19 protein-coding genes and 2 pseudogenes are annotated in these 24092 nt (G+C 68.2%); 4 read left to right on the top strand and 17 right to left on the bottom strand.

The features are described 5' to 3' along the window. Window position 1: 1 nt before the first annotated feature. The 3 genes and pseudogenes from AB0J55_RS00400 to AB0J55_RS00390 form a co-directional block, all read right to left on the bottom strand. Window positions 2-1021, bottom strand: coding sequence for a hypothetical protein (locus AB0J55_RS00400; RefSeq protein WP_364240614.1), 1020 nt, complete (start codon window positions 1019-1021; stop codon window positions 2-4). A 49-nt stretch (window positions 1022-1070) separates the two neighbouring features. Beyond that, window positions 1071-1802, bottom strand: coding sequence for a TnsA-like heteromeric transposase endonuclease subunit (locus AB0J55_RS00395; RefSeq protein ID WP_364240612.1), 732 nt, complete (start codon window positions 1800-1802; stop codon window positions 1071-1073). Window positions 1803-1901: 99 nt separating this feature from the next. Further along, window positions 1902-2233: pseudogene (locus AB0J55_RS00390) on the bottom strand (DUF1232 domain-containing protein); the annotation flags it as partial. Here AB0J55_RS00390 and AB0J55_RS00385 point away from each other — a divergent pair. Then, a complete protein-coding gene (locus AB0J55_RS00385; RefSeq protein ID WP_364240610.1) occupies window positions 2222-2473 on the top strand; it encodes a hypothetical protein in 252 nt (83 codons plus the stop codon). The pseudogene AB0J55_RS00390 and the gene AB0J55_RS00385 overlap by 12 nt on opposite strands. A 250-nt stretch (window positions 2474-2723) precedes the next feature. On the opposite strand, the gene AB0J55_RS00380 is transcribed toward AB0J55_RS00385, so the two are convergent. Then, entirely contained in the window at window positions 2724-4973 is a 2250-nt protein-coding gene (locus AB0J55_RS00380; protein WP_364240608.1) for a tetratricopeptide repeat protein, read from the bottom strand. Window positions 4974-5318: 345 nt separating this feature from the next. Between AB0J55_RS00380 and AB0J55_RS00375 the strand changes: the two genes are divergently transcribed. Then, window positions 5319-5870 carry a hypothetical protein gene (locus AB0J55_RS00375; RefSeq protein ID WP_364240605.1) on the top strand — a complete coding sequence of 184 codons (552 nt, stop codon included), beginning with the start codon at window positions 5319-5321 and terminating at the stop codon, window positions 5868-5870. 495 nt (window positions 5871-6365) lie between these two features. Here the strand turns inward: AB0J55_RS00375 and AB0J55_RS00370 are convergent, their stop codons facing one another. From AB0J55_RS00370 to AB0J55_RS00360, 3 genes are read right to left on the bottom strand one after another with little or no spacing between them, the layout of a single operon-like run. Continuing rightward, window positions 6366-8663 (bottom strand): hypothetical protein, encoded by a 2298-nt coding sequence (locus AB0J55_RS00370; RefSeq protein WP_364240602.1) that lies wholly within the window; start codon window positions 8661-8663, stop codon window positions 6366-6368. Between the two features lie 5 nt (window positions 8664-8668). After that, window positions 8669-8998: a helix-turn-helix transcriptional regulator gene (locus AB0J55_RS00365; protein WP_364240599.1), complete on the bottom strand. Its 330-nt coding sequence runs from the start codon at window positions 8996-8998 to the stop codon at window positions 8669-8671. Beyond that, window positions 8995-10110: a tyrosine-type recombinase/integrase gene (locus tag AB0J55_RS00360; protein ID WP_364240597.1), complete on the bottom strand. Its 1116-nt coding sequence runs from the start codon at window positions 10108-10110 to the stop codon at window positions 8995-8997. Before AB0J55_RS00360 ends, AB0J55_RS00365 begins: the two co-directional genes overlap by 4 nt. Before the next feature lie 736 nt (window positions 10111-10846). Between AB0J55_RS00360 and AB0J55_RS00355 the strand changes: the two genes are divergently transcribed. After that, window positions 10847-11503 (top strand): toll/interleukin-1 receptor domain-containing protein, encoded by a 657-nt coding sequence (locus tag AB0J55_RS00355; RefSeq protein ID WP_364240594.1) that lies wholly within the window; start codon window positions 10847-10849, stop codon window positions 11501-11503. A 77-nt stretch (window positions 11504-11580) separates the two neighbouring features. Then, the gene (locus AB0J55_RS00350) at window positions 11581-13773 is read left to right on the top strand and encodes a tetratricopeptide repeat protein (protein WP_364240591.1); all 2193 of its coding nucleotides are present in this window, start codon (window positions 11581-11583) and stop codon (window positions 13771-13773) included. Between the two features lie 325 nt (window positions 13774-14098). Here the strand turns inward: AB0J55_RS00350 and AB0J55_RS00345 are convergent, their stop codons facing one another. From AB0J55_RS00345 to AB0J55_RS00300, 10 genes and pseudogenes are all read right to left on the bottom strand, one after another. Next, window positions 14099-14350 carry a hypothetical protein gene (locus AB0J55_RS00345; protein ID WP_364240589.1) on the bottom strand — a complete coding sequence of 84 codons (252 nt, stop codon included), beginning with the start codon at window positions 14348-14350 and terminating at the stop codon, window positions 14099-14101. Window positions 14351-14474: 124 nt separating this feature from the next. Further along, the gene (locus AB0J55_RS00340; protein ID WP_364240586.1) at window positions 14475-15026 is read right to left on the bottom strand and encodes a hypothetical protein; all 552 of its coding nucleotides are present in this window, start codon (window positions 15024-15026) and stop codon (window positions 14475-14477) included. A 587-nt stretch (window positions 15027-15613) separates the two neighbouring features. Next, window positions 15614-17533 carry a hypothetical protein gene (locus AB0J55_RS00335; protein ID WP_364240584.1) on the bottom strand — a complete coding sequence of 640 codons (1920 nt, stop codon included), beginning with the start codon at window positions 17531-17533 and terminating at the stop codon, window positions 15614-15616. Between the two features lie 226 nt (window positions 17534-17759). Next, window positions 17760-18344 (bottom strand): hypothetical protein, encoded by a 585-nt coding sequence (locus tag AB0J55_RS00330; RefSeq protein WP_364240581.1) that lies wholly within the window; start codon window positions 18342-18344, stop codon window positions 17760-17762. 102 nt (window positions 18345-18446) lie between these two features. Then, on the bottom strand, window positions 18447-18983 hold the full coding sequence (locus AB0J55_RS00325; protein ID WP_364240578.1) for a GNAT family N-acetyltransferase: 537 nt from the start codon (window positions 18981-18983) through the stop codon (window positions 18447-18449). A gap of 139 nt (window positions 18984-19122) precedes the next feature. Next, a complete protein-coding gene (locus AB0J55_RS00320) occupies window positions 19123-19968 on the bottom strand; it encodes a transposase (protein ID WP_364240575.1) in 846 nt (281 codons plus the stop codon). 596 nt (window positions 19969-20564) lie between these two features. Next, complete coding sequence (locus AB0J55_RS00315) at window positions 20565-20732, bottom strand: hypothetical protein (protein WP_364240572.1); 168 nt, start codon at window positions 20730-20732, stop codon at window positions 20565-20567. Between the two features lie 363 nt (window positions 20733-21095). Next, window positions 21096-21275, bottom strand: a complete 180-nt coding sequence (locus tag AB0J55_RS00310; protein ID WP_364240569.1) for a hypothetical protein — start codon at window positions 21273-21275, stop codon at window positions 21096-21098. Window positions 21276-21420: 145 nt separating this feature from the next. Further along, window positions 21421-21468: pseudogene (locus AB0J55_RS00305) on the bottom strand (hypothetical protein); the annotation flags it as partial. A gap of 497 nt (window positions 21469-21965) precedes the next feature. Next, a complete protein-coding gene (locus AB0J55_RS00300; protein ID WP_364240566.1) occupies window positions 21966-23441 on the bottom strand; it encodes a pentapeptide repeat-containing protein in 1476 nt (491 codons plus the stop codon). Window positions 23442-24092: the final 651 nt, after the last annotated feature.

The raw sequence follows: 24092 nt of genomic DNA, 5'->3' as shown, positions 1-24092 counted from the left end.
ATCACCGGTTTGGCCGCGGCGGCTGCAGCCGGGTGTCCAGCGGCAGCAGGCGCTCGTACGGGATCTGGGAATGAGCCATGGCCAGTGCGTCCGACCAGCCGGGCCGCATGGGCTCGGGCACGAGTGTCCGCGCGAGCAGCAGCGACGCGTCGACGGCCTTGGTGCCGTACGGGCGTAACACCGCCGCGGCGATAGTCCGGGTGGCGACATCGAGGGCGATGGTCAGCTCGACTCGTCCGACGACGCCGTCGTCGAGCACCGCCATCACGTCCAGCGGCGTGGTATCGATTTGCACCACCTCGCCCGGGCGGCTCGCCGCGGTCGGCGTGAACGGGCCGACCGGCCGGTTGGCCTGTGTGCGGCGGGTGGTCGCCGATCCGAATGTGTGTTGACCGGCGGAGAGGACGTCGAGGAGCCGTTCGAAGGTCCGTTGCGAGGGCAGCGGCACCACGTCCGAACCGTGCTCGGCGGCCAGATCGGCCTGCACGACCCGCCATAGCCGCGACTTGGTGCCGGTCGAGCGGCGGGTTTCGCGCCCGATCGCTGCGCGGGCTGCGGCGACGACCCGCGGGTCGACCCGCCCGACCGGGTTGGAGACGCGCAACGAGCGGTGATCGACCAGGCCGAGCAATCCCTGAGCGCGGTAGCGCAGCCGCATCCGCTTGATCGTCCGCGCCGTCGTCGGAACGCCGGCTGCTGTCAGTTCGCCGGCTTTCGCCGTGTCGCGCTCGGCCACGGTGGTCCGGGACGGCTCGAATCCGGGTCGTGCGGTCGTGGCGTCCGGCGCGAAACCTGTCTCGGCTTCGATGACGTGCCGTTCCCATTCGCGGGCGCGTTCCAGCACCCCGGTGGAAAGTTGTTCGAGCAGGCCGACCGCGGTCAGCCGAGTCCCGCGCGCGGGCGCGCTGTCGATCAGTTCCAGGTCAGGTGCGGCGAGCAACGCCGCGAGCAGCACGAGCTCTGTGTGGCCGGCGTCGTCAACCAAGCGGACGGTGGCGCCGATCGCGGTGACCGTCCACATTCTGCCGTCCGTCTGTAGCCGGTCTCCGGGCCGCAGAGCAGTACCAGGTTCAGTCACTGGACGCTCCGGGCGCGACGATCATCGTGTCCCCGTGCAGCGGCAAGGACAAGTCGGCGTCCAGCTCGCCGCTCCAGAGCAGGTGGAACAGCACAGGCAAGGTGCCGATCGGATCGCCGAGACGCTGAGCCAAGTCGAGAACGTACAGCGGCGCGGTCGCGGCCTGGACAGCGTCGGCGGCGACCTCACCGCGCCGGTAGCGAGGATGCCGGTAGCCGGCGAGCCATCGCAGGTTGGCCATCCGCGTGGCCGGCAGCTCGTGAGCCAGTTGGTAACGCCACCCCAGCTGAGCGCAGGCGCGTTCGGTAGCCGCGAAGGCTGCGGCATCCCGAGGTCCTACTCGCTGCCGCGGTCGGCAGTCGATCACGATGCCGGTGCCATCGGCGAGCCGAGCGAAGTAGTCGGGCACGTGCGAACGTCGACCTGCGCCCTCGGGCCAGGACAGCCAGAACGGTTGCGACGCAATCCCCACAACACGCGGGGTGAAATCGAGCCGGATCAGGTGATCGCGCTCCAGCCAGGACTCATAGCCCACATGCCGGGCAGTCGTGGCCACCCACCACCAGCCGGTGTTGTTGCGCTGGCCGCGAAACGCGGGAAACGACCGCACCGGCGCGAGCGTCTCAAAGGCGACCTCGGCAGCCTGAGCGAGCTCGCACCGCCGTACACCATCACCGGCCCGGAAGCGAAGGTCGAACCCGTCGGCCTCCGTCGAGGCAGCCACGCCCAAGCCCCCACCGCCACTTCCCCGTGCCGCCCGTCAAGGCGGCCGACTGTAGCGGGACCGACCGCAGAGTCCGACGTCGGCCACGGCGACGCTCGATCAGCCTGATGAGGCCCGGATTCCAGTCAGGCGGGCAAGGGCGTCGAAGCCGTCGTCGGTGCCGGGCCAGTGCGCACGGACAGCCTCGAGCCCGGCGCGGCGGACGACGCTGCGCAGGACCGCGGTGACGACGATGGCGTCGTCGGCGTAGCCGAGCACGGGATTGAAGTCGGGGACAAGGTCAATGGGCAGGGCCAGGTAGGCCAGCAGCAGGCCGAGCCGGACCCGCACGCCCCGGGGCAACGCTTGTCGCCGACGAGGCGCCGGACGAGCCGCAGCACGTCGGGCAGCAGCCGCAGTGCTTCGCGCAGCGACCCGCCATGGGGCCGGACGGACTCGCCTCGATCGGGCTGGGCCTGTTCGGCGTCCTACTGGCCGCGGTGCACTTCCGGCGCCGCGAGCGGTGGGCGTGGTTCGCGCTCTGGTTCTATCCGGCGTTCTGGCTCGCGCACCTGCTCGGCAGCCTGCCGCCCGGAAAGGACCACGTCCACCAGGTCGTGTTCATCGCGCTTTCGCTGATTGGTCTCGTTCTCCCAAGCCGACAGTTCTTCCGAGGCGAGACGCTGGGCTGAACACTGCGAAGGCCTCAGCCTTCCGAGACCTCGGTCCAGGCCGGGCGGTCGCGCAGCGTGTGCGCAGCGATCAACGACTGACGCAGTTCGCCACCGACTGGCGGACGTGCGGTATTCAAACCGGCAGTATTCGTCTGTGCAAGTCATGCGACTGCAGACAACCTCGCAGCATGCTCGCACGAGAAGTAGGGTTGGTCTGATCGGGCGGTAACCGTCGGCTGGGTTGACGGTGGACGGCGCCTGGAGACTCTCAACGGCACCTTCTCATGGTGTGGTCGTCGAGTTGTCGTTGTATTCGCCGGGCGTCGGCGTCGCGGCCTTGTTGCCGATATAGCTCGAGGGCTTCCCGCAGTACCGCGTGTTCTTGGTCAGACTGATCGAGTTTCGAGTGGGTGCGTGCGAGGTGTTCCAGGGTTTCTGCCACCTGGTGGGTGTTGTCAGTCTCCCGGAACAGGGTCAACGCCTCGGTGTAGCGGTCAAGGGCGATGTGGTGATGTCCGGTGGCGTCGGCGCTGGCGCCCAGGATGCTTAGCGTGGAGGCTTGACCGGTGTGGTCGTTGTGCTGGCGTTGCAGTCTCAGCGCTCGTGTGCAGCGGCTTTCGGCCGCGCGGTGGTCGCCGACGGCGCTGCGCAGGGCGCCGAGCATGCCCAGGGCTGCGGCCGCGCGCACCGGCTGCTCGACATGGCGGTAGCCGCGCACGGCGTGTCGGGCATGGCGGAGGCCAAGGTCCACGTCGTTATGGGCCAAGGCCGCCTCCGCCAGGGCGTAGTGGGTGTGGGCCCGTTCGATGTCGTCCTGTGCGACCCGGAGTGATTGGTGGAGATGGACGAGTGCGTCCGGGTAGTTGCCTGTACGCGAGTGTGCCAAGCCGAGGCCGCGCAAGGTGGTGACTTCACCGGTCGGATCGTCGGAATGCGGTGATGCGGCGTGACCGAGACGCCACACGGTCAGACAGTCCTGGAGCAGGCCGCGGCGCAGGAGGTACTTGCCGAGGACGACGGCAAGCTTCCAGGTGTGGTCGTACTCTCGTCGGTCGAGGGCGGAGCGTTGGATGGCGAGCAGCGTAGGATACTCAGAGTCGAACCAGCGCATCGCTTCGGCGCGTGTATTCGCGGGTCTCAATGGAACCGAGCCTGGCGCGGGACGGGGCATGGGGATGGGGACGCGGGTGGGGGCCAACGCGAGGTAGGCGTTGTGCGCTGTGTGCAGATAGAAGTCGAACACTCGTCGCAGGGCCACCTGCGTTGCCAATTCGGTCACTTCGTGGCGTGCGGCGGTGATGGCGTACTCGCGAACGAGGTCGTGCATGCCGTAGCGACCATTCGGGCGGCGGTCGATCAGGAAGGCGTCCTCCAGGGCACGCAGCGTCCTGCGGGCCTGGGAGAGCGACGCACCGCTGAGCGAGGCTGCAGCGGGTAGTCCGTGGTCGGGTCCGGGAGCGACGCCGAGCAGTGCGAACGCGGTGCGCTGCTCACAGGTCAGGTAGCGCAGCGACCAGGACAGCACCGCTGACAGGTTCACCCACGGCGCTTCGCCGTCCAAAGCTTCGATCCCGGTCTGGCGCAGTTCGGCGACCAACTCGGCCGACGGGAGATGGGGGCGGGCAGCGACCAGGCCGAGAGCGAGAGGGAAGCCGCCACACAAGGCGACCAGGTCGGCGACGGCCTGCTCGTCGGAGGCGACGCGGTCGGCTCCCAGAGCGTTGGTCAGCAGAGCGCGCGACTCCGTCGCGGTGAGCACGTCCAGGGACAGTGATCGAGCGCTGTGGCGGACGAGCAGCGTCGGTAGACGGTGGCGGCTGGTGACCAGGATGGTGCAGGAAGGGCTGCCTGGTAGCAGCGGGATGACCTGGTCGGCGGTGGCGGCGTTGTCCAGCACAATTAGCATCCGCCTCTCGGCGACCTGGCTGCGATACAGGGCGGCGAGTTCATCTAGACCACCGACCAGCGCTGCCGGATCCACGCCGAGCGCGGCGAGGAACCGGCGCACCACGGCCAGCGGGTCCACCGGATCACCGTCGGGACTGAACCCCCGCAGATCGACGAACAGCTGCCCGTCCGGGAACAAGTCCAAATGATCGTGCGCCCACCGCAGCGCCAGCCACGTCTTGCCGATGCCCCCGGCACCCGCAATCACAGTAATGACGGCGCTCCGCCTGTCACCAGCTGCAGTATCCGCTGTCTGTTGTAGGGCTGTCAGCTCCTCGGCTCGTCCAGCGAACCCGCGCGGCGCGGACGGCAACTGCCGGGGCACCGGCGGTGCGATGGCCGGCGACGGCGCCGCACCCAGCGCCACCAACAAGTCGTCACGATCGTCCGCCGAAAGCTCGAGCGCATCCGCCAACTGCACCAACGAAGCAAGCTGGGGATTGCGCCGATTCCCGGTTTCGATCCCCCGGATGGTCCGGACCGACACGCCGGACCGCTCCGCCAGCCCCTCCTGCGTCAACCCGGCCCGCAACCGAAGCCGCCGCACCACCGAGCCGTTCTCGTCCTCCACCCTCATCCCCTCGAAGGGTCCAATATCTCCCTCTCCGTCGACGATAGCGCACAACCGGCCATATGTGGCCGGTCCGCGACCTGGCCTCGGCGAGCGTGAACCGATTGACTGACAGAGCCTCCACCCGCGGTCGTGCGATAGGTGAATCGACGAGTGGGGCAGAAATATTTCGTGCAGCTATGTTGAGTTAATTCGGCGCGATGGCGGGTTCGCCGAGGTCTTTGGCCGATCACGCAAACCCTTTTCACGCGAACGGGCCCGCCCGCTACGAGTTCCGGTCGATCGCCTCGGCGGGCCGAGCACCTGAGGTCGACCGGCAGTCGACAATCATGAGGAGTTGGCAGTATGGGCAGGTTGAAACACTTGGCTGTTCTTTTTGCGCTCATTTTCAGTGCGGGGGCTATGGTCGCGTCCAGCGCGAGCGCGGCAACGCAGTCCCCGGCAGGAACAAATACAACACCTACAGAAATCACCAAGCCGGCATGGGTGCACCAGTGTGCGGCGATGCACTGTGGCTACCACGCGGTTGGAGCACATACGGCGGCCAAGGCGTACTGCTGGGTGTCCCATGAGGGAATCCTCTGGGACCTCGTCACCACCTCGGCGCCGTGGGACCCGGCGGTGCAGATCGTCGGCTACGTTTCCGAAGACGCCCTGTCTCCCACGGAAGACTTCGACAACTGCGCCAATGTTGGGCTGCCCAGTCGGTCTGCGCCGACCACCTACTGGGCGCACAGCTGTCCATTGGCGAGTTGTGGTTATGGTGTGATCAATGAGGGCCATTGGATGCAGCCACAGTTCTCGGTCCAATCCAACGGGCAGACTTGGTGGGTGGTCCTCGACCATAGCAGCCCCGATTACCAACTTGCCGGTTACATCTATCCCTTTACTCCCTGATCGGTGAACCCAGTTCGGCAACGGTCGGTCTGAGCGGCGGATGATCGTTGTCAGCAAGAGGGCCATGACGGTGGGCTTCACCGTCATGGCCCTCCGGTTGTCACGAATCGCGGGGGGACGTTGCCGGGAACCTCGTCGGCCTCCGCCATGCCTACCGCCCGGGAACACGCTCGTCTGATCGAAGTCGCCTCGCTGGAGGCGCCGGCGGGATTCGGGTGCCGGCTCAGGGAGGTGCAGCGCGACGCTGCGCGGGCGAGCAGCGGCCCCACGCCCGCTGGTCGCGACGACCTCGCGGCACCCAGGTGGGCGAAACCGTCCTGAGCGAGGCCGCGCCACCGGCGTTGCGAGACGCTGAACTCGAAATCAGCGCCCGACCTCGGACCGGTGGTCAGCAGGACCGCGCCCCGGCTTCGGACCCTTCCGGCCGGCCGCCGCGCGAGCTGCGGCTGGATTCCGTGCTGGTTGCCCGCACGGCATCGAGTCCACTCGATGCTATTAGCGCTGCGGTCTCGGTGAGGTTTCGCCCGCTGTGAGGAATTCCACCCAGTTTGTCTGGCTGTAGGTAGACCATGCGTTGGCGGTGGTAGTGCTGATGCCGAACAGGTCGCTAAGCACGATCGGCGGGAGCGTGGTGGCCGCTTCGAGCATGGCGGTATTCCGGGCCGGTGCGACGGGCAGATGGTGTCTGCGCAGGAGGTGGCAAACGCTGCTGGCGCTGCGTGGCAGGTGAGGCGGCTGACCGGGAAACAGATACCGGCAGTCGGAGTCGGTTGATCGCTGCAGCACGAAGTATCGGCGTGGCCGGGCGATCTGTTCCTCGATAAGGCGAGCCAGTCTTGGGGGCAGCAGGACGGGATGGCGGTCGAGGTTGAGGTAGGCACGGTTCTCGTCGCGGTGGAATCGGTCGGCGGTGAGAGCGACGATGCGGGAAACGGGCAGGCCGTAGAGCCGGATCAGGGCACCGACGATACGGACCTGCAGGGGCAAGGTGTCGTCATTGAGACAGCGCAGGAGTTGCTCGTGCTGTTCGGCATCGCTGAGGAATCGGGAGAATCGGGTGGCGTGCCGCGGCGGCAGCGTGAGCAGGCCGATGAGGTGGCGGGCTGCGGCCCACCGTAGGAACCGACGGATCTCGCTCCGCTGAGCCGGGTGGCACTCGTGCCAGAGGTCGAGGTGTTCCTGGGTGAGCGTGCCCAGCGTGAGCTGGCGGGAATCGAGCCAGTTCAGGAAGTCGGTGGCGGCCCGGACGACACGGCGGTCGTGGACCGCGGAACGCTCGGTGTGGCGGCCGCGTGCGGCGCGTCGTCGGGCGGCGCGGAGCACGTCCCACTCGACGAAGGGCCGCAGAACCCGCGTGTGGGCGGGTGGGAGGGCTTCGAGCTGTGTAGTGGCCCAGAGGGTGAGTTGGGCAAGGTGTTCAGGGCGTTCGGGGAGGATGCCGGTGGTCACCAGCATGGCCCGGACGTGGTGGGTGCCCCGGTCCTGGGGAAGTCGGTCGAGGCGGTCGTGGGTGATCTCGGCCTGGTCAGCAGCAAGCGTGGTGAGCAGGGTCGCGGCGGGGCTCTTGCGTAGCCAGTTCAGGATGGAGCGCGGGTGTTCGACCGCGCCGAGCGCTTCGGCGAGCGGCCGCAGCTGCGGGTCGAGAATCCCGTCGGGCTGGCTGAGCAGGTCGTGGACGCGGTCGCGCATGACGCAGCGAGCACAGCAGCCCTCGGCATAGAGGTCACCCGGGTGACCGCAGCGGCGGCAGGCGAAGTCGATGTCGACGCCGCAGCATGGGCCGCAAACCTCAGCACCGTCTGGGGAACGTCCGACCAGCACGTGGATTGTTCCGCACGCCGCACAGGTGCCCGGCGTGCGCACGTGGCGGCGGTAGCAGCTCGGGCACAGCGCGCCGCGCGGCCAGAATGCGGCGGTCCGCGCGGTCCGGCCGCACTCGTCGCACTGGCGGCGCAGATACGGGTAACAGCCGGTGCAGTGAAATCCCCTGCCGTGGACGAGGCTTCCGTCGCGGACGCGGCCGCAGACGACACAGGCTCCGAGGTGGCGGTAGCAGCGGTAGCACGTGTCGGGTTCCTCGGTGGTGGCGCGTTTCGCGATCGATCGGACCTCGCCGCACTTCCCGCAGCGGCGCGGGGTGGTGTCGTAGCACGACGGGCAGAGCGGGCCGTCGACGGTGTGCGCTGCAGCCGGCCGCTGACGGTGGCAGCGGACGCACTCGTAGAGGCGTCTGGGGGCGCAGGTCTGGCAGAGAATCGCTCCGTCGGCGCGGCGGTACGCGCGCATCCGCTGTCGGCCGCAGCCTGCGCAGACGGTGAACAACGTGGAGTCATTGCGGTAGCAGCGTCGGCAGATCGGTCCCTCGGTGGCGTGGCGGGTGACGATGTGGCCGTCCTGTCCGCACCGGGCGCAGCGGCGGCGGTTGTTCCGCGTCGCACACCAGCCGCAACAGCGGCCCTCGGACGTCGGGCGGTCCAGCGCCCCGTTGGTCCGGCCGCACCGTGCGCAGCCGAGCAGGGTGATCGCCTCACCGTGACCTGCCGCGTCCAGCAACCGCAGCAGCCGCGGCAAGGACGCCGGGCAGCGCGGCGAGGGCGCGGTGAGCGCGTCTGGGGCGTCGGCCAGGTGGGCGGCGAGCTCTCGGGCGGCGTTCGGGCTCCAGGCGCGGGCCCGGCCGAGCAGGTCCTGGATTGCTTCGGCGGTCATTGTCTCGCCCACCACTGCGCGGACGGCGGCGACGAGCTGGTTTCGGGCAGCCGCCAAGTCCGACGCTCGTGCCTGTGCGGTGGCCAACGGGATCATGGTTGGCCGGGGCGACGGACCACCGAGCGGCGGGGCGTGACCGGCGCCGGGTCGGCGTCCGCCCCATCACCGGTCTTGCGGACCGGGGTGTTGACGACCTCGGGCTCGATCAGGTCGTTGGGTGTGCAGGCCAGGATGTCGCAGAGCGCTACGAGTGTGTCCATGCTCAGGCGCTGCGGCGGCCGGGTGACCAGCCGGTACACCTGCTCGCGGGACAGCACGACACCACGCTCGGCCAGCAGCGGCACCAGGTCCGATGTTTGGAACATGCCTTGTTCGGCCATCCGGTGCCGCAGCTGCCACCGGTAGCCCATCTTCTTGATCACGGTGTCACCTCCCAGTCGTCACCGAGCCGCTCCCGCAGCGCCGCCTCGAGCAGCCGGTTGCGGAATTCGTCCGAGACACCCATGTAGATCTCCGTGGTCGAGGCGGACGCATGTCCGACCTGTTCCTGCACGAACCGGGCTGGATACCCGAACTCGGTCAGATGTGTGACGAATGAGTAGCGCAGGCAGTGCGGGTCGAGATGCTCGTCCAGCCCGGCGTCGTTGCGGGCCGCCACGAACGCCTCGTTGATCGAACGAGGCGACAACCGCCCCACTCGCTCCGTGATCCACAACGCCGGGTGACTCCCCGGCGAGAACCGCGGCCGTACTTCACTCAGCCAGAACTCCAGCGCATCGACGACCCAGTCCATCTCCGGCACCAGCAACACCGATCGCCGCTTGGGTGGTGATCCTTTCGACGCCTTCCCGAACCGCACTTGCACTCTGCCGCAGCGTCCGAACCGTGGCGCACTGCGATTGCGTCGCAGATCTACAACGTCCAATTTGGACGTTTCCGTTCTCCGTAATCCATAGGCATACATGGTTTTCAGGACCACTGCGTCCCGCGCAGCACACAATGCACCCTTGCGCCCCAACTCCCGGATCTTGGCGGGGCGTGCGTCGGCAGCGTCGAACAGGGCTTGGATCTCGTCGTAGTCCAGCGGTCGCCGCCGTGGGTCGCCCTCGTACTCCACCCGGTGCACGATCGAGTTGCCCTCGTGGAACACCAGCTGCGGCACCTCACCGAACCGCTCTTGACACGCTTCCACCCAGCCATAGCGGGAATCCAAGAGATACTGGAGGAACAGGCTGATCGCCACCTCGTATGAGCGCGCGGTCGAGACCGTGATCGGCCGCTCCCCGCCACGCAGGTGATCGATGAACGCCTCGCCCTCCGCCGGTGTCCACTGCCACGGATACTGACCGGTGAACTCCTCCATCCGTCGGATCATCCGCAGACGCGGCCGGATCGTCGACGGGCTGAAGAACGCCGCCGACTGCTGGCGACGCCAGCCTTCCAGCATCGCCGCGAACACTGCCGGCTCAGGATCCAGGTGGACGACGTTGTCGGCCAAGACGAGGTGAACCGAGCCGGGCGCGTCGGAACCCACCCGCAGGTTGTATCAGACGCAACAATGATGCGCTAGCACCCGTGCCTGCTCAACCGCAGGACGGGTCACAGCCGAGCGAGTCGAGCTGACGCTTTGACCAGCAACTTCACTGCACAGGCTAATCGCGGCAATGTTGCATTGAATGCAATTCGGCCCGTTAGACCGGAAGGAAGAACATGCTGTAGTCGGGAAGGACATACCACCGGCCGCCGCCGATCGACGGCCTATCGGCCGCCTCGTACACCTTCGCTCCGGTCAGGTCCGGCGCCTCCACGCTTACCTCCAAGATCATTTTCTTCCCGTCCGACAGTCGCGACAGTCCGCCTCCAGTTGAGTCCGCAGGACATCCGCGCTCAGGTCAAGCCAGGTTGACTGTCGGAAACTTCAGGCTGGACCAGATTCGGTGTCGCATGGACCGGGTTCACTGTCGCCTGACACCCCGTGTCGACCGACAGTAAGGCTGGCCTGCCGCGGCACGGCGAGCTGCGACAGGCCAGATAGTTTGACGCGAACTTCCGCCGATCGCGTCAAACTATTTGACCTTTTTCATCGAGGTCCTCGCTGGGGCCGGGCTCTCCTCGACGCCTCGTAGCCGCATGTAGATAGCCGTCAGCTGTTGGTCAAATAGTGGACAGTTCCTACCCGCCGAGGTTGCTAAGCGGCGTATGCACCTGTGGTAGGGCATCCTGCTCATCGGCAGCTGGCCAACACAGGACAGGTACGGATGGGAGCCGCCGTGAGCGGGGTGTTCATCAACTACCGTGGCGACGACAGCCGCGCCATGGGCGAGCTGCTCGACCGCGATCTCGCCGCGACGTTCGGCCGGGAGCAGGTGTTCCTGGACTGTTACTCCATCCCGCCAGGTGCCGACTTCGTCCAAGAACTGATGACACGAGTCCGGTGCTGCCGGGTTCTGCTGGTCGTGATCGACCGCGACTGGCTAACTGTCACCACACCTGCCGGCGGTCGACGAATCGACGACCCCGCTGACTGGATCCGCGGCGAGATCGTCGAGGCATTCGCCGCCGGAGTTCGAGTGGTACCAGTTCTGGTCGACGACACGGACACGCCCGCCGAGGGGCAGCTGCCCGCCGACCTGCAGGCACTCGCGCGTTGCCAGGCTGTGACCGTGCGCCGGCGTCATACCCGCTTCGACGTCAGCGCCTTGATCCACCAGCTGTGTGAAGTCGAGCCCACACTCGCCCTGGCGGCCTCAAGCGCGCCGAGCGCCCCGGACACGACGATCACTGACGCTCCCGGGCCGCGCGGCGTGAACGTCACCGGCGGCGTGCACGGCACTGGCGCAGGAATCACGATCGGCGCGGCCACCGGCGACCACTTCACCATCGGCACACCACCACCTTCTGCGCAGCAGCCGCACAACCCCCGCTAGCCGACGCGGATCACGGGCACACCGCGGCGGCGGCCGACCCGCCCCACCCCGGCACCACTCCGGACGCCGGCATCGCGGTGACCACGAGCATCCACGGTGACCTCGTCGCCACCGATCACGGTGCCGCCGTCGGTGTGGTGCACGGCAACCTCCACTTGCACCCGCCACCGCCTCGACCCGCGCCGGTCATCCCGCGGCAGCTGCCCGCCGCACCGGGACTGTTCACCGGCCGGACCGCGGAACTGTCCCGCCTGGACCGCGCCCTGACCGACGCGGCTGCACCTCAGGGACCAGGCACCGACACACGGGAACCGACCACCGCAGCTACGACCACCGGCCCGGCGGGCGCGGGGAGGACGGTGCTGGTCTCGGCGATCGGCGGTGCCGGGGGCATCGGCAAGACCTGGCTCGCCCTGGCCTGGGCACACCGGCATCTGGAGCGGTTCTCGGACGGGCAGCTGTTCGTCGACTTGCACGGCTTCAGCCCGGCGGGCGAACCGGTGCAGCCGGCGGTGGCGGTGCGCGGGTTCCTCGATGCCCTGGGCGTCGAGGCGAACCGCATCCCCACCGACCTCGACGCCCAAGCCGCCCTCTACCGCAGCCTGGTGGCCGGTCGGCGGATGCTCATCGTGCTGGACAACGCCGCGACCAGCGACCAGGTCGCCCCGCTGTTGCCCGGCTCGCCGTCCTGCACGGTGCTGGTCACCGGCCGGCACCGGCTGGCCTCGCTGATCGACCGGCACGGCGCCCGCCACCTGCCCCTGGACGTCCTGTCCGCAGAGGAGGCCCGCGGCCTGCTGGCCGCCCGCCTGGGCGCCGACCACGTCGCCGCCGAACCCGGGGCGGTGGACGAGCTGATCGGGCTGTGCGGGGGGCACCCGCTGGCGTTGTCGATCACCGCGCGCACCGCCGGCACCCGCCCCAGCGTCGCGTTGGCCGAGGCCGCCGCCGAACTGCGCGACCTCGGACTGGAGGCGCTCGAGCACGACACCGACCCGGCCGCCAGCCTGCCCACCGTGCTGTCCTGGTCCCTGCGCTACCTCACCGACACCCAGCGCACCGTGTTCGCGCTGCTGGGCATCGCCCCCGGTCCCGACACCACCCCGCCCGCCACCGCCGCCCTCACCGGCCTGCCCGACCGCCTCGCCCGCCAGGCGCTGAGCGGGCTGGAGAACGCCTCGCTGCTGGAACGGCGGCCGGGCGGCCGCTACGCCATGCACGACCTGATCCGCCGCTACGCCACCACCACCGCCCACACCACCCTGCCCAGGGAGGTGCGGGACGCAGCCCTGACCCGGGTGGGGGACTTCCACCTGCACACCGCCCACACCGCCGCCCGCCTCCTGAATCCCCACCGCCCGCTCGTGCGGCCCGAGCCACCCGCAACCGGCGTGCACCCGCACCCGCTGCCCGACACCGCCGCGGCACTGGCCTGGCTGGACGCCGAGCACGCCACCCTGCTGGCCACCCAGCGCACCGCCGCCACCCTCAGCCACCACCACACCGTCTGGCACCTGGCTTGGAACCTGGCCACCTTCCACTACCGGCGGGGACACCGACACGACGCGGTCGCCACGTGGCAGGCCGCACTGGACGCCGCCGACCACCTGCCCGACCCCGACACCCGCAGCCGCACCCACCGGCACCTCGGCAATGCCTGCTCCTGGCTGGGTCTGCACGACCAGGCCACCACCCACCTGGAGCAGGCACTCGACCTGGCCCATCGCCACCACGACCCTGCCGAACAGGCCCACACCCACCAGGCACTCGCGATCGCCCGGGAACGACGGGGGGACGACCGGCAGGCCCTGGAACACGCCCACCACGCCCTCGCCCTCTTCCGCGCCCTCGACCTGCCGGTGCAGGAAGCTGGCGCGCTCCAACAGGTGGGCTGGTACGCCGCGCGCCTGGGCCGGTTCGACACCGCCCGCGAGCACTGCCAGGCCGCCCTCACCCTGACCCGCCACCACCACAACCCCGACGGTGAGGCGGGCACACTGGACAGCCTGGGCTACATCGCCCACCACACCGGCGACCACCACCAGGCCCTCGACCACTACCACCACGCCCTCACCCTGTACCGCGGCCTCGGCGCCGCCTACCCGGTCGCGGACACCCTCGATAGCGTGGGCCACCCCCACACCGCGCTCGGCCAGCACGAGCAGGCCCGCACGGTGTGGCGGGAGGCGCTGGAGCTGTACCGGGACCAAGGCCGAGACGCCGACGCCGAGCGCGTCCAACACCAACTCGACGACCTCGACCACACCTGAACCACGACGCTGCCTACCAGGCAGTTACCGGATAACTGAGCATCATCGGCAGAGTGATCCACAGCGGCGGCACCACCGGCATCTTCAAGCGGGGCGAAGGTTCCGTCAGCTCGTCGATAGCGGACGGCGCCGTCGGGCAGGACGTACCAGCGGTCACCTCTCGTGCTGCCCTTCACCGCGTAGACGGTGGCCTTGGTGAGGTCCGGCGCGTCGTCGCCGTCCCAACGTCGTGGTCGAGGGACTGAAGTACGCGGCCTGATCGTGTCCGGAGAGCCTGGCACGTGCAAAACCACCGCGATCACCCAGCTCGGCAAACACCACGAGATCACCGCCCGCCGACGCCGCGGACGACGGAGTCGTCGGCCGCGTCGAGCTGACCATCGCCCTCAACGTCGCCACCCAGACCATCGCCGCGGCAGTGCTGCGCCCGCACGGCAACAAAAGGCCGTCGACGCGTCGCTGCTGCTCGCTCGGACAGGAACGTCCGTCCGCGGTCGATGCCGGCGAGGGCAGCGGCCTCGGCCTGACCATCGCCGCCCAGCTCGCCCGCGCCGCCGACGGCGACCTCACCCTCCACCCAGCACCCGGGGCGGCCTCGACGCCATCATCCACCTCCGCGGCACGGCCCCAACGGCCATCCGCAAACCGGCGGCGCGAGGTCGTGTCCCTGCGATGAAGCTGGGTGGGAACTTGAGGCCCAGTCAGCCGATGCCGAGCACGGACTTGGCGGTGGTCCAGTTGTCCAGCATCGCCGTCTGCGCCGCGGACAGCGTGACCTGGTGGGCACACACGGCCTTCTTGACCGCGTTCTCCACCGAGTCCTTGCTGGAGGAGTTCGGGCTGCCCGCGTGCGGCTCGGGCCAGAGGTTGCGCGGGTCTTTCGGGGCGCCGCCGAGCTCGAGTGGGAGGAAGTGGTCTTCCTCGTAGTCGGACATGTTCGTGTCGCTGTAGCCGTAGTCGATGATGCCTTGCTTCTTCAACCCGTTGGTGTAGGTCGTTGACGGGCGGATCGTGGCCGTCCAGCCGGAGACACAGATCGTCGAGCCGATCGTCGACTGGGTGACGTCCGGGTTCTTCGCCCCCGGCGTACAGGCCGGGTCCGGCAGCGGCAGATAAGACTGCGAGCACGACGCGGTCGTCGACAACGCGCCTCCGGCCGCGGAGCCGGCGGCGTAGGCGGGGGTACCGATCAGGCCGACCGTGGCGGTGACAGCGGCGGCGGTCACGCAGGCACGAAGAACGATGCGGCTCATCCGAATCCTTTCGCAGAACAACAGCGAGCCCCATGGCCCGGCTTTCCCTGGTGTCATCACCATGCGCAGCGTCGGCGACGCCACGATGACAGTGAAGAAGCCACCAGATGACCACACCACTGCGAAACTGTTCACCGCGAGGGATTCCTGTCACGCCGTCCGGAACATCCCGACCTTCGGCGGGGCGGCGAAGCGCGGGCACGTTCTCAGGTCGGCGGCGGTAGGTTCGGCGGATGGGGCGACAACGGCTTGAGTTGCGGGCCGCCTGGTTCAGCCTGACGGCGGTCAGCCTCGGGATCGCAGGTTTCGGCCTCGTGGTCACGATCGCGCCACCGGCCAGCGACGCGCTGCTGTACCGCGCGGACGGGACTCACCTCGATCGGGCTGGGCCTGTTCGGCGTCCTACTGGCCGCGGCGCCCTTCCGGCGCCGCGAGCGGTGGGCGTGGTTCGCGCTTCGAAAGCGATCCCTTGTGCCTGCCGGACGGCGGGTGTCCGGACCATGTTCAGGCCTGTCGTCACAAACGGATCTTGAACACCCTTCGCCCGTCTCCGGTCGCCACCCAGACATACGCATCACTCGTCTAGGTCAACTCGAGCTAGGGGGCGGCCATCCGTCCGCCGCAACGCGAGCCCGCCAGTAGCTCGCGGCATCCTGTCCGCCCTGCATCGCGATGAACTCGTCCGTTCTGGTCGCTAATGCCGCGGCAGGCGCGGTGTTTTCGACGTAGGATTCGAGCCCCTGACTGAGGGCGCTGCCGCCCAGGAATTCGGCGTAATCGCGCACGGACTGCACCACCGTGAAGCTGGCGGGGTTGCCGTGGACCAATGCGTTGCGGACGCGGCGGCGGCGCGCTTCCAGAACCTTGCTCTCGGCTGCGTACTCGTCGATGACGACGCTGTAGATAGCGTGATCACTGATGCTCGCGAACATTCGAGCGATCCAGGCACGCTCGTGTTCCAAGCGGCATAGCGAGATAAAGTCGCCGGCTCGATCCGCGAGAAACAGGATCCACGGCTGCTTCGGTTTACTTGAAAACCATTCTGCAACAAGCGTGTTGCGCAGCTCGTCGCGCCGACCGCCGCCGAGCAGGCACATCCCCGCCGCACGCTCAAGGTCTGTAAACCACCGGGCCTGCGGCCAGCGCTCCTGCAGCAGATTGAAGAGATCGTTCGGGTTCATCGCCGCGTGCGCCGCGACGTGCTGTACGACGCGGTCGGCGAGCGGTATCACGCTGCTGATGTCGGCTTCAGATGGCCTGCGCAGCGCCATATCGCGACTGAACGGGTGATCGGCCGTTATCTGTACCTCAATGGCCGCCGCGAGGAACCGGGGAAGTTCCTCGCGGGCAAGTGCCTCCGCAATCCGCAGCCCATGCTTCTCGATCGCGTCGGCGGTGATATGTGCTCCGTAGTGGTCGTCTGTAAACCCGGTCTCGCGCCTGGCGACCATGAAACTGAAGGAGCCAGGCTTACCGGAGCGCATGAGGCCGTGCTGAGCAAGGTGTGGACGAATCCCGCCCGCGTTGTGGATCGCCACGTTTAGGATCGTGTTCACGATGTCGACGGCGCGCGCAACCGCACCGGCGGCCGTTGTGTCACCGAGGTCGACACGCACCAGGAAGTCGACATCAGACTCCTCGTCCACCAGCTTAGCGACCTTGAAGAAGTCGCCGTGCTGGACAAGCTCCCGGAGCTCTGCCCTGTGTTCGAAGTCCTGCCCACCTGGCCCTGCGTTCGGCACCGCCCAGTGCGCATTGATGAACGATACGCGCCCTGCGGAGAGGTGGAGATCGATCCGCCCCTGGTACCCGAGCCAGACGACGATCGGCTCGACCGCGGCGGGTCTCCCGACGAAGACGCGGGCGTTCGCAAGCCGCTCTGCGAGCGGTGCGTACCTCGTGCCGACGGGAATCTCCTCAGGGGCGCGACCGTGTGCAACGATCGAGACCAGACCGCGAAACGTCCCCTCTGCGCTGAGGCCCCGCCGACGCAACTGGTCGAACAACAGTTCCGCGATCGGGCGGTACTCGCGTCGGACACGGGTTCGGTTCTGGACCGTCGCGACCAGGTCGTCCCAGCTCGCGCGTACGGCTTGATCCGAGTCGAGAGCGTTCAACAAGTTGCGGGCAGTCGAGAGCGCCTCCGTCCAGATGGCGCCGGTGCGAGTTCCAGGTGGCTGACAGAGGACCGCCGAGGAGCTACAGGTGAGGCTCGCAAACGCCGTCTGGAAGGCGACGAGCGGTTCGGCGATGCGCCCACGAAGCGATGAACCGACTGCACCCACCGACTCATCGAGATCACATTGGAGCGAGGCCCGGTTGGCTGCCTTCTTCCAGGCGTCGGTGCCGCTGGCAAGTTCGACCCACTCGGCGATCTCCTCGACGACGACTGTGAGAGGCAGGACAGTGCTGACGCCGTGATGCCGATCGAGCGACGACACCAAAGACTTCAACCAGTCAGGATCATCCTCCGACCAGTGGTCACTGAGGTTGTAGTCGATCATCATGGACGGTCGGCCTATCCAACGGATGGATCAGGGGTGGGGTGCAGGAGCTTCCCTGCACTTCAGGGTACGGATCTGGGCTCTGCGTGACTCCGGCGGGGCTGAACGACGCCACCTCGGCCAAGGAATCGCGAGGTCGTCTGGCGACGACAGCTCGATTCACGCGAATGTTACACGTCCAGTCACCGTAAGTGAACGTCCGCCCATGCCGCCGAGTGCGCGAGCATCACTACGCTCCTCCAATCCAGTAGAGGGCGAGATCGACGTCACGGGCTAGCCAGCTGTCATCGTGGCGGTGAGCCAAGACGAGCAGTTCATCGATCAGCTGCATGTAGCGCCCATATCGACCGGGCGACGAGGACAGGGTCTCGCCCAGAAGTTCCAGGCCACGATGGGCTCGTCTGTCGTACACGGCCATGCGGTGCGGGGCGGCGGCGACCAGCACCGCGGAGGCGAGAGCATCTCCTCTCGTGAATCCCGGAAGCGAAGTCAACAGTCGACGCCCCTCGCGCGCCGCAGCCGGTATCAACACATGAGGGTCGCAAACTGCGCCCACGACCTCCGCTGTAGTGGCGCGTACCTCTACGTCCGGCAAGCTCATCAGCCGGCGCGCCCACGGGGAGTCTGCTCGAAGTCGCTTCCAGAGGAGCAACGCACCGATGTCCGATTTGCCGATACTTCCCTCGGACCGAACACGCTCCGCTACCTCGAGCAGCACCTCGTCGTAGGCGGACGCCACCTGCTGCTCGTACGCGGTGCGCGCCGTAGTCAGCTGTACCCACTTCTGGTCACGAGCGCCGCCCAGTTCAGTCACATCATCAGCATGCAGGACCACACCCGGCCGTCCGACAACCCGGATCGAAACTTCCTCACCTACCGACGAGCGGGCCCCGGCGAAGGGGCGACACCGGATGCGTCAGAGCCGTTTCGCGAGGTCCAGGGTGGTCCCGCGGACCGCGTCCACTTCCTTCCGCCCGGTCTCGGTGAACCCGAGCTTGGCCAGAACACGACGAGAAGCGGTGTTCCACTCCCAGACCGTGGCCCACAGACGTACGTGCCCGGACGACCTGGCCCAGGCCACGGTCGCCTTCGAGGCCTCAGTTGCATATCCCCGACCCCAAACCCGACGCAGCAGCTCGAATGCCAACTCCGATTCCCCCGCGCACCGCAGGTCGCCGTCGATCAGCCCGCAGTAGCCGATGACGTCACCAGCAGCCTTCCGCTCGACCGCCAGCAACCCGGTCGACCAGGGCCAGCCGGCGCGGATCGCATCATCGAGTTCCGCAACCGTGGGGCGCCCATCCGCATCGATCCGGCGGTGCGACGGCACCCGCGGATCACGTTCGGTCCACACCTCACGCTGGACAACAGCCTCAGCCACCCGCCAAGGCCTGAGCAACAAGCGATCCGTCTCGAGCACGACCCCACGTCCCGGCGTCACCTCAGCTGCCATGACAACAACTCTCCCCACCGGCGAACGTCCTGTCATGGCTCCCCTTTATGTCAAGGGGCGGTGGCGACGGGCGTAGGCTGAGCGGCGGCAGGTTCGGGTTGTGGCTTGTCCGAAGGGCCGGTGTCCGGGGTCAGGCCGGTCACGCTGGATTGCAGAGTCGTCCCCGAGTGCCCTCCCGGGCCTGTCGCTCACGTCGTTTCTGATCGGCGAGCATGCGTGCGTAGACGACGTTCGACAGCTGTCGTTTGAGGGCGCGCATCGCTTCCATCGAGGTCTTGCCCGCGGATTTCTTGACGTCGAAATAGGCTCGACCGGCGGTCGGGTTTCGTAGTTGAACGACGCCCATGATGTGCAGTGTCCGGTTGATTCTGCGGTTGCCGGCACGGGACAAGCGATGTCGTTGCTGTTCCCCCGAGGAAGCGTCCAACGGTGCAGTACCGTTCCACGAGGCGAACCTGTTTCGGTTGGCGAACCGCCGGATATCGCCGACATCGGCCAGCAACCGCGCAGCGCCGGAAGGACCGATGCCGTGCAGGTCCAGCAGAGTGGATCCACGAGCCACGACCACCTCGCGAAGGTCGGCATCCGCGGTCTTGATCTTCTTGTCGATCGTCTCGAGTTCAGCGATCAACTCGACCGTCAGTCTGCGGCGGGTCCTGCCCACCAGGTCCCGCGGTTTGGTCGTCGCGACCAGCGCGCGTGCCTGCGTGGCGGACAGGAACTTCTTTGCTCCGCCGGGAAAAAGCTCCAGCAGCAACCGGTGGAGGCGGTTGACGGTCTGGGTCCTGGCCCGGCCGAGTTCGTCACGACGGTCGACGAGCATGGTCGTCACAACCAACTCGGCGTCGACCTGGACCCGGACCAAGTTCGGGGCACGCAACGCGGCCAGGGCGACCGAGTGCGCGTCCACGGGGTCAGTCTTGCGGCCATTGCCGGTGGCGAACACCCGCACCTGAGCTGACAGTTTCGCCGGCACATCCAGCACGGTCTCGCCGTCGTGGACCAGCCGGTGGGCGATATGCCGGCCGACACCGTTGGCAGCCTTCCACTGCCCAGATCCGCTCGGGGAACCGACGTCCGAACGACAGCATTTCCGCATAGCCGGACTGGTCAGTGCCGAACTTCCCGACCGTGACCACATCACCCAGTTCGGTGATCACCTCGATCGTGGCCGAACGCTTATGCGGATCCATCCCGATAATCACGGGCATCCAGTTCTCCTTGCCTCAACGTGACGATGTCAGCAAGGAGGGCACCGCTACTTCGAGCCGGGCAAACCCCTTTCCAGCCACTCCCCGCGCGGTGCTCGGCGAGACGCATGCCATGAGAGAGCCACACCAATGACACCGGCAGGCAGCCGCAATGTGGGAGCGACTCACCGAGCACCTGGACCGCAGTCTGGCCGGACCCGGTCCTGCCGACCAGTGTTAAGTAGTCGCGAAGCGGTCGACGACAGGTGGCGCGGCGGGGCTCATACCGGTGGGCGGACGCAGCTACGGAGCGTTCGGGCAAGTGTTCGGCCCGTCCGACCCACATCCGTGTGAGTGTCGACTCCAGCGGATCCGAGCCGAGGCTTCTGACTCAGTGTGGGGTCGGGTCAGGCATGCCGTCCGGCGCGCCGACGACCTTCTCGTCCAGGACGTGAAGCTCGAAACGGGCGGTGTCGTAACCGCCGATGTCCCAAGCCAGGTCGCTATCGCCCACCCGCCACTCGCGGCCGCTGGCTCGCTCGCGCACCAACCACGCCACTAGGCCTCCCCCAGCTTCCCGGTCACCCAAGGACACGAACCTAGCAAACGATAGAACACACGTTCGACAGGCGTCGACCTGACCGAGTCCACCGGTCCGCGCGCGGCCCCGGCGCAGCCAACACGGGCGCCACTACACCTCGGGGGTCCTCTATCTGATTGAGCCTTCACATCGCGGCCGGACGGCCTACGCCAACATTTACGTCGCTCGGCCCGGTGGGTCGCCGCCCAGTGACGATCACACCGCCTCGCTACCCGCGACAGCGGCCCAAATTCAGTCCCTCAGCTCACCCCGGAGTGAGGGTCCACCGCCGTGGAAGTGACACGCGACCGTGGCCCGGCAGCGCGAGCACCCGCCGCAGGCTCATGCCGGCCGCACCGGGTCGCAGTCGATGCCGTGGTACGGCGTCTCGGTCAGGGCCACAGTCAACCGCGCCACCGGGTCTTCGTTCGCTGCCCGCACTTCCCTGATCGTGCGGCCCACCGTCAGCGCCAGCGAGAGCGTCCGAGGCACCGCCGTGCGCTTGACGTCGGCGCCACTCATCGCGTACTCGGCGATGTGCGACCCCGCCGAGCCGGACCGCGACCCCGCGGGCGAGCCACTCCATCCTCCGGTTGTCGGCGCTGGTGTCGATCACCGTCATCTCGCCGCGTTCGCCGCCGATCGCCGTCGGCGACCCGGGGACCCCGTAGACGCCGAACGTCTCCAGCTGCAGCTCCGGGAACGCCCGGCCCATGCCGTCGCTGTCGACCACCGGCAGCCCGAGCCGGGCCCCGACCAGCTCACGCGTACGGCTGCGACGACCAGAGCCGTTCGACTCTGGTCGATATCCCGCACCATCGTCATCCTCGACGGACGTCGTTCGGCAATGCGGGTATCCCCCCGACCCGCCGCCGGTCGGCCAGGCCTGCCGGGCAGCACGCTTCTGAAGTCAAGCGGTCCATCCCGGCGATCGCGAAGCTCGCAAGCGGCAACGCGGCCTGCCGGGTGCGCTGGGCTAGAACAGGCGGACTGGGCGGTCCGCGCGCCGCCCGCGGCGCCGGATACACCTGGAGCGCCAACCCACCGGACGAGCCCGACGCCGCCGCGTTCTGGGCCTGGGTCGGAGCACCGCGCGCGCCGGCGAACCCATGGTCGCACCAGGAGGATGCCGGTCTGCGCATCGAACCTCGCTGGCCGAATGGTGGTAGCACCCGGCCACTGAACGCTCATGAAGACGGGTCTCCGGCTCCGCTACGTCGGGTCTGGACCTCCAGCGGGATCAGACTCACCAGCGCGGGATAAACCATGCTCAACCGGATAGAACACGCGTCTGTCATATGCCGCCTCGTCGAACCTGACGTCGCCGCCGAACTTCACCCCGCCGAACCAGGCGCCGCCGCCGAACTCCACCCCGTCGAACCCGGCGTCGCCGCCGAACTCCGCCCCGCCGAACCCGGCGCCGCCGCCGAACTCCACCCCGTCGAACGTGGTTTCGCCGCCGAACCTCGCCTCGCCGAACTCGGCGTTGCCGTCGAACTTCGTCCCGCCGAACGTGGCGCCGCCGCCGAACCTCGCCCTGCCGAACGTGGCGTAGCCGCCGAACCTCGCCTCGCCGAACCCGGCGTCGCCGCCGAACTCCACCCCGCTGAACCCGGCGTTGCCGTCGAACTCCGTCCCGCGGAACGTGGCGCCGCTGCCGAACCTCGCCCCGCCGAACCAGGCGTCGCCGCCGAACTCCACCCGGTCGAACCCGGCGTTGTCGCCGAACTCCGCCCCTTCGAACGTGGCGTAGCCGTCGAACTTCGCTCTGCCGAACCCGGCGAAGTCGCCGAACTTCGTACTTAGGAATGAGACGTTGTCGCCGAACCTCGCCCCGCCGAACGTGGCGCCGCCGCCGAACCTCGCCCCGCGGAACGTGGCCCTGCCGTCGAACTCCGCTCCGCCGAACGTGGCGCCGCCGCCGAACGTCGCCCCGCTGAACCAGGCGCCGCCGCCGAACTTCGTACTTCGGAATGAGGCGTTGGCGATTCTGCAATGGGCTAGAGAGAAGTCGATGAGCGTAGCGCCGGTAAGATCGACGTCGATGTCGGGCCAGAACTCGGGTCGCGGGTCAGGGGCCTGGCCGGGTCGTAGGTGCTGGTGCAGGATGCGTTGGGCGGTGAGGCGTACTTCTCGTTCTTGCAGCTGGGTTTCCCGGGTGCCTCCGTTGGACGGGGCCGCGGGTGGGCGGGGGCGGCCGGTGGTTTTCAGCAGGGGGCGGCGCACGCCCAGCGGCCGTAGTCCGCGGGTTTCCGGCGGTGGGGTGTAGGGGTTGCGGAGGTAGGCGCAGATCACGTTGACCACCGTCTGCTGCTGGCGAGGATTGTTCTGGGCGACGCGTTCGAGGGCGTAGAGACCGCCGTGGCGGACGGCGGCCTGCGTCGAGCCGAGTTGCTCGACCGCCTTGAGGTACAGCTCGGTCAGTCGCCGCTCGGCCGCGTCATGCTCCTGATGAGCGAGGGCGCGTTCCCGGTTGTCGAGGTCGGCCTCGGTGGAGTGCTGGCGCCGCCAGGACAGGTACAGCGCTACGACGCCGCCACTGCCAACCGCGACGCTCAAGCCGACCTTCAGCGCGTCCAGCCGCGCGGACACCAGCTCGGCGCCGTTGAGCCCGGCGGTCGCCGGCCACCACAGCGCGACCACCGCACCCGCGGTGACCACCGCGATCACTGCCGCGGTCAGCCACATCGTTCTCGGAGACAGCTCCGGCAGACGTGTTCGCCGCGCCGGAGTGTCGGGCTGTGGCACGGCAGGAACGCCGGGGCTCGATGGCGGTGACGTGGGGTCATCGGTCATGTTCACCTACTTCGCTGGGGCCGACCAGGATGTTGCAGACTACGACGGGACGCAGCGTCAAACCTGGTCATGACCAGCGGTGCACAAGTGGCCGGCACTGCGAGAACCAGCCCAACCGCGGCGGCCGGTGGGCGCTGATCGACCCCTTCTGCCGCTGCGCCGCTGCGCAGGTCACCGAAGACCAGGTCTAGCCCCGCCGCCTGCAACTGGTCGTCGTCCCGCCCGCCGTCCGGCCCGGCGTCGGGCTGATCCAGCTGCGGTGGGGCGCCACGATCTACGGCCAGGTCGAGCTGTCGCTGTGCCCGATCGACCGACGCGGCCTGCTTCTCGACCTGCACGTCGAGCCCCTGCACCGACGCCGCGTACTCGCCCGCGCCGCAGCCGCCCGCGGCACCGGATACGCCTGGAGCGCCAACCCACCGGACGAGCCCGACGCCGCCGCGTTCTGGGCCAGCGTCCGAGCGCCACGCGCGCCAGCGGACCCGTGCTCGCACCAGGAAGCCGCCGGGCCGCGTATCGAGCCCCGCTGGCCGAAGTGGTGGT

The organism is Amycolatopsis sp. NPDC049688 (assembly GCF_040674975.1).
Classification (GTDB): Bacteria; Actinomycetota; Actinomycetes; order Mycobacteriales; family Pseudonocardiaceae; genus Amycolatopsis.
This window is presented reverse-complemented; position numbering and strand designations above follow the sequence as displayed.